The organism is Parafrankia sp. EAN1pec, assembly GCF_000018005.1.
GTDB lineage: Bacteria > Actinomycetota > Actinomycetes > Frankiales > Frankiaceae > Parafrankia > Parafrankia soli.
Genome location: NC_009921.1, coordinates 6,994,143 through 7,009,391, shown reverse-complemented (window position 1 = coordinate 7,009,391; position 15,249 = coordinate 6,994,143). Strand labels below are relative to the sequence as shown.

At 71.7% G+C, this 15,249-nt stretch carries 14 protein-coding genes, 1 tRNA gene and 1 pseudogene; 13 read left to right on the top strand and 3 right to left on the bottom strand.

Annotated elements, in window-relative coordinates:
* Position 1: 1 nt before the first annotated feature.
* Positions 2-358 carry a nuclear transport factor 2 family protein gene (locus FRANEAN1_RS28530; RefSeq protein ID WP_020463220.1) on the bottom strand — a complete coding sequence of 119 codons (357 nt, stop codon included), beginning with the start codon at positions 356-358 and terminating at the stop codon, positions 2-4.
* A 245-nt stretch (positions 359-603) separates the two neighbouring features.
* Here FRANEAN1_RS28530 and FRANEAN1_RS28525 point away from each other — a divergent pair, with 245 nt between their 5' ends.
* The 4 genes and pseudogenes from FRANEAN1_RS28525 (at position 604) to FRANEAN1_RS28510 (ending at position 5,861) form a co-directional block, all read left to right on the top strand.
* On the top strand, positions 604-1,575 hold the full coding sequence (locus tag FRANEAN1_RS28525) for a diacylglycerol kinase family protein (protein ID WP_020463219.1): 972 nt from the start codon (positions 604-606) through the stop codon (positions 1,573-1,575).
* Entirely contained in the window at positions 1,572-3,125 is a 1,554-nt protein-coding gene (locus tag FRANEAN1_RS28520) for an MmgE/PrpD family protein (RefSeq protein ID WP_020463218.1), read from the top strand. The genes FRANEAN1_RS28525 and FRANEAN1_RS28520 overlap by 4 nt, the downstream gene beginning before the upstream one ends.
* 150 nt (positions 3,126-3,275) lie before the next feature.
* Positions 3,276-4,511: a transposase gene (locus tag FRANEAN1_RS28515; RefSeq protein ID WP_020463217.1), complete on the top strand. Its 1,236-nt coding sequence runs from the start codon at positions 3,276-3,278 to the stop codon at positions 4,509-4,511.
* Between the two features lie 227 nt (positions 4,512-4,738).
* Positions 4,739-5,861: pseudogene (locus tag FRANEAN1_RS28510) on the top strand (IS630 family transposase).
* A gap of 62 nt (positions 5,862-5,923) precedes the next feature.
* Here FRANEAN1_RS28510 and FRANEAN1_RS42580 read toward each other — a convergent pair.
* On the bottom strand, positions 5,924-6,097 hold the full coding sequence (locus FRANEAN1_RS42580) for a hypothetical protein (protein ID WP_198145385.1): 174 nt from the start codon (positions 6,095-6,097) through the stop codon (positions 5,924-5,926).
* A gap of 65 nt (positions 6,098-6,162) precedes the next feature.
* A complete protein-coding gene (locus FRANEAN1_RS28505) occupies positions 6,163-7,161 on the bottom strand; it encodes a DUF2156 domain-containing protein (protein WP_020463216.1) in 999 nt (332 codons plus the stop codon).
* A 174-nt stretch (positions 7,162-7,335) separates the two neighbouring features.
* Between FRANEAN1_RS28505 and FRANEAN1_RS41615 the strand changes: the two genes are divergently transcribed.
* The 9 genes from FRANEAN1_RS41615 to FRANEAN1_RS28465 all read left to right on the top strand — a co-directional run bounded on the left by FRANEAN1_RS41615 (position 7,336) and on the right by FRANEAN1_RS28465 (position 15,203).
* A tRNA-OTHER gene (locus FRANEAN1_RS41615) sits at positions 7,336-7,423 on the top strand.
* A 40-nt stretch (positions 7,424-7,463) separates the two neighbouring features.
* Positions 7,464-9,062 carry an aldehyde dehydrogenase gene (locus tag FRANEAN1_RS28500; protein ID WP_157472826.1) on the top strand — a complete coding sequence of 533 codons (1,599 nt, stop codon included), beginning with the start codon at positions 7,464-7,466 and terminating at the stop codon, positions 9,060-9,062.
* A gap of 20 nt (positions 9,063-9,082) precedes the next feature.
* The gene (locus FRANEAN1_RS28495) at positions 9,083-10,222 is read left to right on the top strand and encodes an acyl-CoA dehydrogenase family protein (RefSeq protein WP_020463214.1); all 1,140 of its coding nucleotides are present in this window, start codon (positions 9,083-9,085) and stop codon (positions 10,220-10,222) included.
* Positions 10,219-11,535 carry an aspartate aminotransferase family protein gene (locus tag FRANEAN1_RS28490; protein ID WP_020463213.1) on the top strand — a complete coding sequence of 439 codons (1,317 nt, stop codon included), beginning with the start codon at positions 10,219-10,221 and terminating at the stop codon, positions 11,533-11,535. Before FRANEAN1_RS28495 ends, FRANEAN1_RS28490 begins: the two co-directional genes overlap by 4 nt.
* On the top strand, positions 11,532-12,017 hold the full coding sequence (locus tag FRANEAN1_RS28485; RefSeq protein ID WP_020463212.1) for an aromatase/cyclase: 486 nt from the start codon (positions 11,532-11,534) through the stop codon (positions 12,015-12,017). Before FRANEAN1_RS28490 ends, FRANEAN1_RS28485 begins: the two co-directional genes overlap by 4 nt.
* 45 nt (positions 12,018-12,062) lie before the next feature.
* Positions 12,063-12,599, top strand: coding sequence for a hypothetical protein (locus tag FRANEAN1_RS28480; protein ID WP_020463211.1), 537 nt, complete (start codon positions 12,063-12,065; stop codon positions 12,597-12,599).
* Positions 12,596-13,147: a flavin reductase family protein gene (locus FRANEAN1_RS28475; protein WP_020463210.1), complete on the top strand. Its 552-nt coding sequence runs from the start codon at positions 12,596-12,598 to the stop codon at positions 13,145-13,147. Before FRANEAN1_RS28480 ends, FRANEAN1_RS28475 begins: the two co-directional genes overlap by 4 nt.
* A complete protein-coding gene (locus FRANEAN1_RS28470) occupies positions 13,144-14,166 on the top strand; it encodes a hypothetical protein (RefSeq protein ID WP_020463209.1) in 1,023 nt (340 codons plus the stop codon). The genes FRANEAN1_RS28475 and FRANEAN1_RS28470 overlap by 4 nt, the downstream gene beginning before the upstream one ends.
* Entirely contained in the window at positions 14,163-15,203 is a 1,041-nt protein-coding gene (locus FRANEAN1_RS28465; protein ID WP_020463208.1) for a beta-ketoacyl-ACP synthase III, read from the top strand. Before FRANEAN1_RS28470 ends, FRANEAN1_RS28465 begins: the two co-directional genes overlap by 4 nt.
* The last annotated feature ends 46 nt before the right edge of the window (positions 15,204-15,249 follow it).

Here is a 15,249-nt window from a genome sequence, read left to right as displayed (position 1 = left end):
ACTAGTCCGGGAACTGGTAGTCGGTGCGGATGCGGTCGTCGGCCGCGAAGACCAGGTACTGCGTCCCGGCGGCCACCGGGTCACCGCCCCCGGACGGCACCATCTCCCAGCCGATGCGGGCCGCGTCGTGATTCTCCGCGACCGCCTTCAGCCTGAACGTGAAACCCGCCGCGACAAATTCTTCGTGGGCCTCACGGACGGCGGCCTCGATTCCGTCGTGGCCAAGGAACTCGTTGCTGGTGTTCGCGTAGAGACCGTCTTCCGCCCATATCTCACCGACTTCCTTGCGGCGACGGCCCGGGTCGGCCTCGTTCCATACGGCGAGATAGCGGTCGGCGATTTTCTCGATCCGGCTCACGGTATTCCTCCAGGCTGGACGTGCGGGCACGGCAGACGGTCGGTTCCCGTCCACGCCCGTCGAGTCTTGCAATCAGCGGCCGCCGTTGTCTATTACCTGCCGGGTAATCGGGGGGCGGGCGAGCGTGGCCTGGGAGTCAGGACCGCGTCAGCTATCGGTCAGCCCGGGCGGAGATGCTCGCCGAAAGCCGACCAGCTCCGAGTAGACCTCGGCCATGGACCTGCGACCTCGTTCGGAGTGGATACATGACTGGCTCGTCCGCCGACGACTCCCGGCACTGCCTGGTCATCGCGAATCCGCAAGCCGGCGGGCTGACCTCGGACCTCGTGGCTGACGTCGGGCAGCGCTGCGCCCGCCACGGCGCGGTCCAGGTCCAACGGACCTACAGCCGCGGCGACGCCACCCGGATCGCGCAAGCCGCGGCGGCGCTACCGCCGCGGCAGCGGTTCCGGGTCGTCGTCGCCGTCGGTGGCGACGGCACCGTCCTCGAGGTGGTGCGCGGCCTGCTCGCCGGGGGTGCGTCGGCCACCGGGCCGGCCCTGTTCGTCGTCCCGGCAGGAACCGGCAACTCCAACTACCGGTCGCACTGGGGGACGTGGCCCTGGCAGCAGGCGCTCGACTACGCCCTGGCGGACCCCGACCGCTCGGCGCGGCCGCTGGACCTTGCCCGGGTACGGGAACTCGACGAGCCGGTGGTGCTCGGTGCCGGCGCGGGACTCACCGCCGAGGTGCTGCGCAGCGCCGGCGAGGTCCAGTTGGCGGGACGGGCGCGGTTGCAGGCCGGTCTCGAACGCGCGGCGGCGAGCTTCACGCCGTACGCCGGCCGGGTGACGGTGGACGGCCGGGTGGTCCACGAGGGGGACACCGTGTTCGCCAACGTCGGTGGCGGTCGGCACCGGGCCTGGCAGTACCTCGTGCTGCCGGCGTCGGTGCTCGACGACGGCCAGCTCGACGTCTGCGTGGTCGGAGTGGGTGTCGACCCCGTCGACGTGCCGGCGCTGCTGCTCGACGGCAAGCACGTCGGCCGGCCCGGGGTCGTGTACGAGCGCGGCCGCAGTGTCGTCGTCGAGCGGACGGACGGCCTGCCGCTGGTCTTCGAGCACGACGGCGAGCTGCTCCGGCACGACCGTTCGCGGCTCACCGTCGACGTTCTCCCGCGCGCGCTGCCGGTGCTGTGCCAGCCCGTGCTGGCGGCGGCTGGGCAGGAGACGCCGTGACGCGCCCCAGCATCACACCGGCGGAACCGGCCGTGCCGGAACCGCCGGCCTCGGCGGCAGGCGCTGGCGGCACGCCGTCGCCGTCGCTGTCCGAGCGGCTGTCGGAATGGGCGAGCACGCTCCGGTACCGCGACCTGCCCGACCGAGTCGTCGACCTGGCGAAAAGCCAGATCCTCTCGCAGCTCGCCGCGATCCGGGCCGGCGCGTCGCACGAACTGGGCCGGCTGCTCGTCGCGGCTTTCGGCGACCCGGTGGGCTCCGACCCGGGCAGGGCGGCCTGCGTGTTCGCCGGCCTCGGCTCGTGGCTCAACCTGGACGACACTGCCTACGCCGGCCACCTGTCGAACTCGACCGTGGGCGTCGGACTGGCCTACGCCGACGCCCTCGGACTCGACGGGCGCGGGCTGCTGACGGCGGTCGTCGCGGCCAACGAATGCGCGGCTCGGGTCACCGCCGCGGCCACGCTGGGGCCCTTTCGCGGCCAGACGGCCGCGCACACGAGCTTGGTCGGGGCGGTGGCCGCCCGGCTGCACTGCGCGGAAGTACCAGCCACCACCTGGACCGACGCGATCGGCCTGGCGATGGTCGCGCCGCAGTGGACGCTGCTGCACGCCTTCCTCGGCGGCGACGGCCGGCTGTTGTCCTCGCTCGCACCGGTACGAGCCGCCATGGACGCTTGCGACGCCGCCGAGGCCGGTCTGCGCGGGGTCGCCGACGCCTTGGAACACCCGGACGGATTCCTGGCGCGCTTCGCCGCGGTGCCGCTGCCGGAGGTCGTCGCCGCGCACCTCGGCCGCCGCTGGCACACCGACACGCTGTCGTTCAAGGTCCGGCCAGGCGGCCCGGGAATAGACAGCGCGGTGGACTGCGCCCTCGAGATCCGGCGTCAGGCCGGCGACCTGCGGCCAGCCGACGTCGCCGACATCCTGGTCGAGACTTCGGCCTACACCGTGTACGTCGGCCGGCAGCTCGACCGCCACGGCGCCGGGCCGGCCACCCCGGCCGCGGTCCTGCCGCTGTCGGTGCCCTACGCCGTGGCGACCGCGCTGCTCGTCGGCGACCTCGTCGTGGCCGACTTCGCCGCGCCGGCTAAGCACGACCTGCGGCGCTGGCAGCTCGCCGGGAAGGTCCGGGTGGTGGAAGACGCTGGGATGACGTTCGACCTGGTCAGTAGCGACGCGCCGTTCGGGGACGCGCTACGGCAGGCGGGTCGGCGGGCCGAGGGCTGGCTGACTCACTTCGTCGGAGCGGAGGCCGCCGACATGCTTGACAAGCTCGGTGAGCCGGCGGCCTCCTTCGAGCACGCCAGGAAGTACACGGGTGCCAGGGTGACCGTGCGAGCCGCCGACGGGCGCTCGTTCTCGGCCCGGCGTGACATCCCGATCGGCGCGGCCGGGCCGGACACGCGAGCCCGGCACCGCGAACTCGTCCAGGCGAAGTTCGCGGCCACCGGAGGACCGGACGTGGTCGCCCGGACCTGCGCGGACCTCGAACACGCCGACCCTGGCCAGGTCGCGGCGATGATCCGGGCGACGCTGCGCCTCCCGTGACGCGGCCAGCGGTGGGTCCGACGGCCCGGGACCGGCTCGCGTCGGTCCCGGGCCGTCAGCTCCGCTGGCTAGTCGCTGGTTGGTCAGGTCGGGGCACGTGGACGTACGGTTGGTGCTGTCTGGCTGGGCCGTTCCGGTGGGAGGTGCCCGATGGCCACTCCTCGCAAGCCGACCGCGCCGACGGCGGAGGCGATCGACAGATTCTGCGGCCATTTCGATGACTTGTTCGGCCGGTTGGCTGAGCGCACCGCGCTGCGGCAGTATCTGATCGGCCTGTTGCCGCCCCGGGAACGGAACAAGACGCTGACGGAGCTTGCCGCCCTGGTCCCCGGCGCGGACCGGCAGCGGCTGCACCACTTCCTGCACGACGCGCCCTGGGATCCCGACGCCCTGGGTGCGCGGCGGGTGGACCTGTGGCATCGGCACCCGGAGCTGGGGCCGCATGGCAACGGGGTGCTCATCATCGACGAGACCGGGGACCGCAAACGCGGCCATGGCATCGTGCTGGCCGCCCAGCAGTACATCGGCAAGCTCGGTCGCACCGCCAACGGCGTTGTGGCCGTCACCAGTCACTGGGCGGACGGCAGCCGCCACGTGCCGCTGGGGGTGCGGCCCTACCGGCCCGCCTCCCGCCTACCCGCCGGCAAGGCGGACCCGGCGTTCGCCACCAAACCGGAGCTGGCCTGGGACCTGATCGAGGAAGCCCGCGGCGCCGGAGTGCCTTTCCGGGCGGTGGTCGCCGACTGCGTCTACGGGGAGAACCCGAAGCTCGAGGGGCGTCTGCGGGCGGCCAGGATCCGCTACGTGCTGGCTCTGCGTCCCCGCCACGGCACCTGGCAGGTCGTCGCCGATCCCGCTCACCCGCCGGCGTTCACCCCCGCCGAGGCCGCCGCCCGCCTGCCCCTGGCGGACTGGCGGCGCCTGGTGCTGACCGACAGCCACGGCCGGCCGCTGGTGCGCCACGTCGCCGAGCTGGAACTGGGCCCCTGCTATGGACCCACCCGCGGCACCCGCCTGATCGCCGCCACCGCCGACCCGAGGGTCCTCACCGCCGACTCGACCTGGTTCATGGCCACCAACCTCTCGACCGCCGAGGCGGACGCGGGGCGAGGTCTACCGGATCTACCGGCTACGGGACTGGATCGAGCACTACTACAAGCCGGCCAAGCACGAGCTGGGCTGGGCGGACTTCCAGGTCCGTTCCGAACAGGCCATCGTGCGCCACTGGCAGCTGGTCATGCTGGCGTTCACCTTCAGCCTGCTGAACGCGCCACCCTCCGACCACGCCCAGGAAACACCCCGCGAGGACCGCGGGGCGGCGGGGGGAAAATCCACGGCGCCGCATCGTCTGGCAGGACACACTGCGACAGGTCCGCGGCTGGCTGAGCCCCTGGGCGCGTCTACAGCTGTACTGGCACCGCTGGTCGACCGCCCCACCCCCACCGGAACTGGCAGCACTGCTTGACCACGTGGGCCACTCCCACCCACTGGTCGCCCCAACCTGACCAACCAGCGCTAGTGCGCTGTCCGTGAACGTCTGCCGGGCGAGGTGTGGCGATCTCGGTTTGCGGTGATGCGCAGGTATCTGCTCCTGCTCGTGGGAGGGGTCTGCGATGGCGAAGCCGGTGCATGTCCGTCGGTTGACCGACGAGGAGGGACAAGTCCTGCTGCGGATCGTGCGGCGGGGTCGGCACGACGCGGTGAGGATCCGCCGGGCGATGATGATCCTGGCGTCGGCGTCGGGGAACACCAACGAGGCGATCGCCGCGCTGGTCGCCGCTGATCCCGACACCGTCCGGGACGTCATCCACGCGTTCAACGACCGGGGGTTGGGCTGCCTGGACCCGCGGTGGGCGGGCGGCCGTCCGCGGCGGATCACCGCGGAGGGCGAGGCCCGCATCGTCGAGGTCGCCCGCACAAGGCCGAGGGCGTTGGGGCTGCCGTTCACCCGCTGGAGCCTGCGCAAGCTGTCCGACTATCTGCGCCACCCGCCGGCCGGGGTACCCCCGGTCATCATCGGCCGCCAGCGACTGGGCGAGCTGCCGCACCAGCACCGGATCTCCTTCCAACGCACCCGCACCTGGAAGGAGACCTCCGACCCGGACGCGGAGACCAAGCTGGCCCGGATCGAGGAGGTGACCCGCCGTTTCCCTGACCGGTGCTTTCGCCTTCGACCAGTGCGGACCGCTGTCGATCCGCCCCTGCCACGGGCTGTGCTGGGCCAAGGCCGGCCACCCTGACCGGCTGGCGGCCACCTACCACCGCACCCACGGCATCCGTTACTTCCACGGCTGCTACTCGGTCGGTGACGACACCCTGTGGGGCGTCGTGCGTGAGCGCAAGGGAGCCGACCACACCCTGGCCGCACTGCGCAGCATCCGCGCCACCCGCCCGGACAGCGCCCCGATCTACGTGATCCTGGACAACTGGTCCGGGAACAAGACGGCCGCGATCCGCGCCTGGGCCCGCCGGCACAAGGCCGAGCTGTGCCTGACCCCGACCCAGGCGTCCTGGGCCAACCCGATCGAGGCCCACTTCGGCCCGCTGCGCGGCTTCGCCCTCGGTAACAGCGATCCACCCAACCACCCGGCGCTCGCCCGCGACCTGCACGCCTACCTGCGCTGGCGCAACACCCACCGCCGCGACCCAGCAGTGCTGGAAGCCCAGCGCCGCGAACGCGCCCGTATCCGCTCCGAGCGCCAGCACCGCTGGGGCCACACCCGAAACGCCGCCTGATCAACAAGAACCGACCCGCATTCACGGACAACGCACTAGCGCTCGCCGCGTGGCGGTCGGGCTCAGGGCTGCGCGGCGGGCGGCGCGGCCGCCGACCGCAGCCGTTCGTCCAAGGCAGTCAGGACTTCGTCGCCGTGGCGCGCGACCGCTTCGTCGTCAGGCGCGCCGATCACCGCCATGAACGCGTTCACGAGCGCCTCCGAAAGCTCCTCGGTACTGGCGTCGGGCTGGGTCATCACCGTCTCCTCAGGGGTTTGCCGGTGTCACCGGGTTTGCGGGTGTTGCCGGTGTCACCGGGTCGTCAGAACGCGTTGCAGGCGCGGAAGACGTGCGCGAACGCCGCCGGCGAGGCCTGGCCCTGGAAGGCGACGTACTCGGGGATCACGACCTGGGGTGCCCACTTCTCCTTGTAGGCCAGCTGACTCTGCGCCGGGTAGATCGCCGCGCCTTCGGCCCAGAGAAAGTCCGCCAGCCACCGGAAAGCAGGGCTGTGGCCGGGCAGCTCGTGCGCGAGGTCCATCCCCGTGAAGGGCGTGAAGCCGAAGTGCAGCCACGGCGTGCCCTCGGCGCGGAACGTCTCGATCGCGGCCGCGTTGACGGCTTCCATGAGGCCAGGAGAACCCCCGGGAACCCGCCGGCTCAGGTCGTGCATCCATCCCGCGCGACTGCCGAACACCGGCGAGTAGGAGATGTACGCCACCACGGCGCCGGCCACGGTGCCGACGAACAGCCGACGGTGGCGTTGCTCGGCACCGCCCACCTCGCCCACCAGGAACTCGAGCGGACGGGCGTGTTCGCCTTTCGACGACAACCACGCCTGGTCGACCTCGCGCAGGTGGTCGTACCACTGGGCGGCGTCGACCTCCTCGACCACGAGGCCGTTGCGCAGTGCCCGCGAAATCTTGTTGCGTAGCTGCATGAACCGGGTGCCACGCAGGGTGAAGTCGGGCAGGCTCACCGCCCACGAGGCACCGACCTGGTTCACGGTAAAGCCGCGCCGGGCGTAGACCTCCGCGTCGGCGCGCTGCAGTTGCACTCCCACGAGCCGCAGCCCTTCGTCGGCCGCGAAAGCTGTGAACCGGTCCAGCAGTGTCTCGTAGGAATCCGGGTGGGCGAACGGCCCGCCGAAGTGGACGAGGTACCGGCCGGTGCGGCGGTAGACGACGACGCCGTCGGTGCCCGGGGCGGTGAAGACCTCGTTCCGGCTGCCGACAGCCAGGAACGAACTGGGGTTCTCGGCTGCGGTATGGGTTTGTATGGCGTGAAGGGCCGGGCTTTCCGTAGCAATGGTGGCGGGCATGTTGCACTCCCTGGTCGGCTAACGTCCGTACCGAGAGTGAAGCAGCTCGAGGTAAGTCGCGGAAGAGTCTTCCTGGCGTCGTCAGGCCCGAGTCAACGGCGCGTCAGGGGCACGTCAGAAGGAGCTGTCACAGTCGTAACACGACCGGGGCAGCAGTACCGGTCGGAAAATTCTGGAGAGGTGCCCGGAGTGGCTTATCGGGGGCCGTGGCTTGTTCACGGTCTGGCTCACGCCTCCGCAGGTTCGAATCCTGCCCTCTCCGCCCAATTAACTTTCCCATCCATCCTCGGGAAGGCATGTCGATGCGCGACGAGCCGATCGCAAGCTATCCCCTTTTCATCGCTGGGAAGGACGTCGAGGGCGACGGTTGGGTTTACACGGTGAGCGCCCGCTCCTTGCTGGAGGACGTTTTCGCGAGCGTGAGCCTGAAGCGGGCCCTCGAACGTGACCCGGAGTCGAGCGACGCCGCGCACCCCTACGTCGTCGGGCGTTGCGCGGTCGCCGGCGACGGTGCGATCGACCTCGCCACGGAGGCGGCCGCCGCAGCCGCACCCGGCTGGGCGGCCACCGCGTTGGAACGCCGGATGCGGCTCGGGACGCTGTTCCGCGAGGAGCTGGTGCGCCGGCAGGACGAGTTCGTGGCGATGCTGGTGTCCGAGGCGCACCCGGCGATGCTGGCCCGCTGGGAGCTGAGCTGCCTGCTGCAGGTGTTCAGCGACGAGAGCCTGGGGTGGTACCAGCAGCAGATGCACACCGAGTTCGTGCACGGGCCCCGGCGGTTGATCGTGCGGCGGCAGCCCGACGGCGTGGTGGCCTTCAACCCGCCGCAGAACGCGCCGGCTCCCAGTGCCGCGCTCGCCGTACTCGCGTTGATGGCCGGCAACGCCGTCGTGGTCCGAGCGCCGCGCAGCATCGCGCTCAGCACCATGTGGCTGATGCGGGACGTGGTAGGCCCGCTGCTCGACGAACTCGGCGCGCCGCCCGGCGTCCTCAACGCGGTCTGCGCCAACCCGAAGCAGACAATGGAACGCTGGCTGGCCCACCCGCTGGTCGACGATATCTTCTACATCGGCGGCAGCCAGGAGGGGCTGCGCTTCCAGGAACGCTGCGTGGCCAGCGGCAAGAAGCCGATCCTGGAACTCGCCGGGAACGACGGCATCGTCGTGTGGTCCGACGCCGACGTCGAGAAGGCGGCCGAGGCCGTCACCGAGGCGTTCTACGGATCTGGCCAGATCTGCATGGTGCCCAACTACGTCCTGGTGCACCCCGAGGTGGCGGACCGGCTGATCGCCGAGGTGAAGCGGCAGGCGGTCGCGGTCCGCCCGGGGTATCCCGACGACGACGGCGTGCTGCTGTCGCCGGTGCGGCGCAGCGAGAAGTTCTTCGCGCTCGTTCGTCAGGCGCTGGACCAGGGCGCCGAGCTGGTGACCGGCGCCCGCCGGATCGAACTGGACGGCACCCCGTCCGAGAGCGGCGTGTTCCTGGAACCGACGGTGCTGCGGATCGACGGGATGGCGCAGGCCCACCGGTTCGACGCGGTGCGGCAGGAGACGTTCTTCCCGCTGTTGCCGATCGTTGTGGCCGAACCCCGCCCCGACGCGGACCTGCTCGACAGTTTCGTAGAGTTTGTCAACGCGAACGCCTACGGGCTGCGCAATTCCTTGTGGGCGTCGTCCCCCGACGTGGTAGACACTTTCGTGACGCGCATAGTCAATGGTGGCCTGCTGAAGGTGAACGACTCTCATATCGGTTTCTTGCCGTACCTGCCCAGCCACGGTGGCACCGGCCTCACCGGTGGCGTCTTCGGTGAAGCAAATTACCCCATTCTCAAGACCTCGCACCTACAGGGCGTGAGTATAGCCCGCGGCGTCAGCCCGCGCGATGCGGTATTTCGCCCCTGACCGGCGACCGGAGGTCCACCGTGCGTTCTCTTGACGATGCCCGTGACACTTGCAACCGGTATCATCCCGGGCTGCTGAAAGCCTTGGCGGACATTCCCTTCGCCGAGCGGGAAAGCCCCGCCAGTACCGTCGTGGAACTTTTTCGCAGTCACGACGGGGCGGCCTTGCTGGTTCCCACCTCCTTCGGCGGCCAGGGAGTCGACGCGGTCGAGGCGGTGCGGGTGCAACGCGCCCTGGGTTCGGTGTCGCCGTCGCTCGCGGCGGCGGTGACGATGCACCATTTCACCGTTGCCATGCTGTTCGCGCTGGCCGCGGACGCCGGCCGGCTCAGCGCCGCGCAACTCGACGTACTGCGCGGCGTGGCCGCCAAGCGCTGGCTGCTGGCGTCCGGTTGGGCCGAAGGGCGCACCCACCAGAACATCCTCGCGCCGGCGGTGGCGGCCACGCCCGCCGACGGCGGCTACCGGCTGAGCGGCTCGAAGAAGCCGTGCAGCCTGTCCCGCTCGATGGACCTGCTCACCGCCAGCATCGCGGTCCCGGCGGCCGACGGGACGCCGGAGCTGGCCGTAGCGCTGGTCCCGGTGCCAGCGCCTGGCCTCACGGTGCACGAGTTCTGGCGCAACGAGGCGCTCGCGGCGGCCGAGAGCGACGAGGTCCGGCTGGACGACGTGTTCGTGCCGGCCGACCTGGTGGTCCGAACCGCAGCCGACGACCCAGGTCGGCTCGACGACCTGCAGACCGCCGGGTTCGTGTGGTTCGAGCTGCTGATCTCGGCCGGCTACGCCGGTGCCGCCGCCGCGCTGGTCGAGCGGGTCATCGACGGCGAACGCGGCAGCCTGACGGACCGCGCCTCGCTCGCCGTCCGCGAACAGGCCGCGTTCGCGCTGCTCGAGGGCACTGCCCGAGCGGTTCGCGACGGGCTGGCGGGCGAGGCGGCCGTCGCCGCGGTCCTGGTCGCCCGGTACGCCGTGCAGGACGCGCTCGTCGGGGCCGCGGACCTCGCGATGGAGCTGCTCGGCGGGATGGACTTCGTCCGCTCCGACGAGAACTCCCGCTTGGCGAGCGCGGTGCGGCCGCTCGCCTTCCATCCGCCAGGCCGCGGGTCCGCGGCGGGCCCGCTGCTGGCCTGGTTCGCCGGCGCCCCGCTGGAGCTGGCGTGACCCGGGTCGAGGCGCGGCCTGCGGCCGGCGGCCAGGCCGGTAGCGCTGTCGGGAGCGAGGTCGAGGTGCTCGACCTTTACCGGGCGCACCTCAGCAAGGGCAGGGCGACGCTGGCGGAGCTGTTCGGCGCCCACATGGAGGTCGAGTCCCGCGGCGCCTGGTTGACTACCAGTGACGGGGAGCGGTTCCTCAACGCCGGCGGCTACGGGGTGTTCATCATGGGCAGCCGTCACCCCACCGTCGTGGCGGCGGTGGAGCGCCAGCTCCGGACCCATCCGGTGGCGACCCGCATCCTGCTCGAACCCACCGTGGCGCGGGCTGCGGAAGCGCTGGTCTCGGTCGTCCCCGCCGGCCTGAGCCGGGTGCACTTCTCACTGTCGGGCGCGGAAGCCGTCGAGACCGCGCTGAAGCTGGCTCGCGCGAGCGGCCGCACCCGCACGGTCTCGATGCTCGGCGGCTACCACGGCAAGACCCTTGGAGCGCTGTCCGCGACCGCGAAGGAGGTCTACCAGAAGCCCTTCCGGCCACTGGTGCCCGACTTCGTGCACCTCCCGTTCGGCGACGCCGACGCGCTCGCGGCGGAGCTGGCGGCTCGGCCGGGCGAAGTCTGCGTGATCCTCGAACCGGTGCAGGGCGAGGGCGGCGTGGTCATCCCGCCAGCCGGTTTCCTCGCCGACGTCGAGAAGCTCGTCCGCCACTACGACGGGTTCCTCGTCCTGGACGAGGTGCAGTCGGGCTTCGGTCGGCTCGGTCGCTGGTGGGGCGCCGACGCCGAAGGCGTCGTCCCGGACGTCCTGGTGACCGGCAAAGCGCTCGGCGGCGGCGTGGTCCCGGTGTCGGCGGCGGTGGCCACCCGGCAGGCCTTCCGGCCCTTCGACAAGGACCCCTACGTCCACACGTCGACGTTCTCCGGCCAGCCGTTGCTGATGGCCGCGGTGCGGGCCGCCGTCCAGGTGATGAAGGAGGAGGACCTGGTGCGGCGGGCGGCCGACCTCGGCGCCCGGCTGCTGCCGCGCCTCGACGAGATAGCCCGTCACAACATCGCCGACCAGCTCGTCGAGGTCCGCGGCGAGGGCCTGCTGATCGGCGTCGAGCTGGTCGAGGCGGGGCTGGCCGGGGAGCTGCTGATCGAGCTGTTCAACCACGGCGTCGTCGCCAACCACTCCATGAACGGCAGCGCGGTGGTCCGGTTCACCCCGCCGGCCATCCTGACCGACCGCGACGTGGAGTTCTTGCTCGCATCCTTCGACAAGGCCACCCGAGCGCTGGTCAGCGGCTCGGCCACCATGCCTGGAAGGCGGAGCCGATCGTGAGGCACGTAGAACTCGACGCCGTGGTGCGCGGCGCGCTCGCCACCGACGTCTTCGACGAGGTCCTGCGGTGGGAGCGTTACCCCGATCTCGCGCCGCACGTGCGCGCGACGACGGTGCACGCCACCCTGCCCGCCCCGGACTGCAGCTCGAGCTGGGAACTGCACTTCCGCAGCGGCCTGCTCCGCTGGACCGAGTCGGACGGCTTCCACCGCGACGACCTGACGATCCGCTTCGAGCAGACCGACGGGGACTTCGACACCTTCAGCGGCTCCTGGCAGCTCGCGCAAGCCGGCGACGACGTCACGGTCCACTTCGAGGCCGACTTCGACTTCGGCATCCCCAGCCTCGAGGGAATCCTCGACCCGATCGCGGAGCGGGTGATCAGGGAGACGGTCGCCTGGGCGGTGACCGGGATGTTCCCCACCACCGAGATCAGCGGCGACTTCGACCTGGACGGGTCGACTGTCCCCGCGCCGGCGTGACGGCCGCGCGTCACGCGCCCAGGCGAACAAGGCAGGAGACGAACTGTGGACCAAGCCAATCCCTTCGAGACTCCGACGACCTACGCGCTGCACCGCGGCGAGTACCTGGTCGGGCTCGCCGTGACGACCGGCTTCCTCGCCGCCCACGCCGGTGACGTGCGGTGGGGCGTGGCCGTCGGGTTGTTCCTCTACATCGACGTGATCGGCTACCTGCCCGGGGCGTTGGCGTTTCGACGCAGTGGCGGCAGGCCGATCGCGAAGACCTACTACGTGCTCTACAACGTGATGCACAGCTTGGTCACGCAGGGGGCGGTCGCCGCGCTGTGGTGCTGGCTGGTCGGGCCGGAGTGGGCACTGTTGGTGCTGCCGTTCCACCTGTTCGGCGACCGCAGCCTGTTCGGCAACTTCCTGAAGTCGTTCGCCTTGCCGTTCGAGCCGGTGCGCCAGCAGGGCTACCTGCGGCTGCTCGACGACCTCCGGTTGGCGCACCCGAAGCCCCTGGGGCACGCGGGCGACGGCCCGGTGCCCGTCGGTCACCTCGCCGCCGTCCCGCCCCGGCGGCAGTCCGAGGCGATCCCGTGAGCATTGAGGCGGCCAGGTCGTCGCGGCGAGCCGCGCTGCGCCACCTGGCCGCGCCGGTGGCCGTACTGACCGTGTGCCACGAGGGGAGTTCGCACGGCACCACCGTGAGCGCGTTGGTCCGGGTGTCGCAGTCGCCGCTGCTGCTGGGTGCCTGCCTTCGCGCCGGCTCCGAGCTCGCGGGGCTGGCGGTCGCGGACGGACGGTTCGTCGTCAACGTGCTCGGTGGCGCGCAGACCGCGCTGGCCCGCAGGTTCGCCGACCGTTCGCGTCCCGCCGGTGTCGCCCAGTTCGCCGGTACCGGCTGGCACCCCGACTCCTACTCCGCCGCGCCGCTGCTCGACGGAGCACTGGCGCACTACGTCTGCCGGGTGTCCGGCTGCTTCGTCATCGGGGACCACGAGGTGCTTCTCGGCCAGGTGGTCAGGGCCACCAGCAGCGACGGCCAACCGCTGCTCAGCTATGCCGGCGGCCTGTTCTCCGGGGTGCTCCCGCCGCTGCAGTCGACCGGACCGAGCGTTGCGAGCAAGAAGGACGAGGCGAGGTCATGACGACGACCGCGACGACGGCGGCTGCTTCGGACGCGGCCGCCACCGGGGCACCCGAGGCCGCCTGGCACTCGGCGCCAGGCCTGCTCGACGGCGCGAAGACGCTGCGGCTCGGTCCCGAGCAGTGCGGCATCGCCTACTGGATCGACGAGGTGGCGCAGGGCACCTTGCGGGACCGAGGCGCGAGGGGGCACCGAGCCGACGCGGCCGTGCCGCCGTTCCTCCGGCGGCCGGGACCGTTGCACGAGGCGCTGGTGCTCGAATTCACGCTGCGTAGCCTCGCTGAGCAGGCGGCGACCCGGTTGCTGGCGCACTACGTGGCGAGCGCGCCGGGCGTGCGGGAGCTGGAGTTCTACGTCACCCAGTTGGTCGACGAGGCTCGGCACTGCCAGGTCTTCCGGGACCACGTGGCAGAACTGGGGCCGCCGAGCGCCGCGCTGGCCCGCGAACTCGACCGGACGGCCGCCGACTACGCCCGCCTGGTCCTCGAACCCGTCGTCGCGTTCACCCTCGACGTCGTCCGTGACAAAGCCGACTTCGTCGGCGGGGTAGCGATCTTCGCGGTGGTGATCGAGGGCGTCCTCGCGCCTGCCGCCGAGCTCAGCGAGCGGAAGTGGACGCCGCTGTCCCCGGCGACCCAGGAGGTCTCGCGCGGCACCGCCATCGACGAGATCCGGCACCTGACCGTCGCCAGCACCATCCTCCGGGACCACGTGACCGCGCGGCCGCAGGACCGGCCGAGGCTGGCGGAGATCATCCGTTCGGGGGTGCGGTTGTGGGACGAGATCCCGGACCGCCAGTTCGTGATGTACCGCGAGGAACTGTTCCAGCAGGGCATGCACGAGCAGGCCGAGCTGATCGGCGACTACGAGATCTGGCCCGGCGTGCGGTTGCTCGACACCACCGCGGCCCAGCGGTACGACATGGCTGACCAGTGGACGAACGAATTGGCCCAGGCCCGCCTGCCCGACCTGGGGCTGCCGGCCGACCTGCTCGCCTGCGCCTCCCGGTCAGCGCGGTGAGCGCGGTCCCGGCCACGCCGCGCGGGCGGGCGGCGGTGATCGCCGGCGTCGGCGGGTACGTCCCCCCGAACGTCGTCACCAACGACGACCTCGCTGCCCGCCTCGACACCTCCGACGAGTGGATCCGCAGCCGCACCGGGATCGCCGCACGCAACGTGGTGTCCCCTGGGACGGCGACGTCGGACCTCGCCGTCGAGGCGGGCCGCCGCGCGTTGGAGTCCGCCGGCGTGGCCGAGGCGGGCGCGGTCGTGCTGGCCACGACCACGCCCGACCGGCCCTGCCCGGCGACGGCGCCCGAGGTCGCGAGCCGCCTCGGGCTCGGTGGCGCGGCCGCGTTCGACATCGCTTCGGTGTGCAGCGGATTCCTCTACGCGCTGGCCGTCGGCGCCGGCCTGATCGCGACTGGCGTCGCGGAGCGGGTCCTGGTGGTCGGCGCGGACGCCTTCACGACCATCATAGACCCGCAGGACCGGGGCACCGCCGTAATCTTCGCCGACGGGGCGGGCGCGGTGGTGCTCCGCGCCGGCGAGCCGACCGAGGCGGGGGTGGTCGGCACCGTCGTGCTGGGCAGCGACGGTGCCCGCAGCGACCTCATCGAAGTGCCGGGGGGAGGCTCCCGGCACCGCTCGTCCCACGCCGCCACCGGCGACGGCGCCGATCTGGGCGACCCGTACTTCCGGATGCGGGGACGCGAGACGTACCGGCACGCGGTGGAACGGATGACGTCGGCGTCGCGGCAGGCCGCGGCGGCCGCCGGCTGGGACGTCTCCCGAGACGTCGACCGCTTCGCCGCACACCAGGCCAACGCCCGGATCCTGGCGGCGGTCGCCGACCGGCTCGGTGTCCGCCCGCAGCGACGGCTGTCCAACATCGAGCAGGTGGGCAACACCGGCGCCGCCTCCGTCCCGTTGCTGCTGGCCGAGGCGACGGCCGCCGGGGCGTTGACGGCCGGGCACCGACTGCTGCTCACCGCCTTCGGTGGCGGTCTGGCCTGGGGCGCGACGGCGTTGGTGTGGCCAGACGTCAAGGCCGGCTGACCCAGGGGCCTTCGACCTGACGACCTGGCGACCTGAAGACCTGAAG

Coding starts and splice junctions, on each gene's coding strand:
- FRANEAN1_RS28515 (WP_020463217.1), top strand. CDS start 3,276: ATGGCCACTCCTCGCAAGCCGACCGCGCCGACGGCGGAGGCGATCGAC.
- FRANEAN1_RS28505 (WP_020463216.1), bottom strand. CDS start 7,161: ATGCCCGCCACCATTGCTACGGAAAGCCCGGCCCTTCACGCCATACAA.
- FRANEAN1_RS28500 (WP_157472826.1), top strand. CDS start 7,464: ATGCGCGACGAGCCGATCGCAAGCTATCCCCTTTTCATCGCTGGGAAG.
- FRANEAN1_RS28470 (WP_020463209.1), top strand. CDS start 13,144: ATGACGACGACCGCGACGACGGCGGCTGCTTCGGACGCGGCCGCCACC.
- FRANEAN1_RS28525 (WP_020463219.1), top strand. CDS start 604: ATGACTGGCTCGTCCGCCGACGACTCCCGGCACTGCCTGGTCATCGCG.
- FRANEAN1_RS42580 (WP_198145385.1), bottom strand. CDS start 6,097: ATGACCCAGCCCGACGCCAGTACCGAGGAGCTTTCGGAGGCGCTCGTG.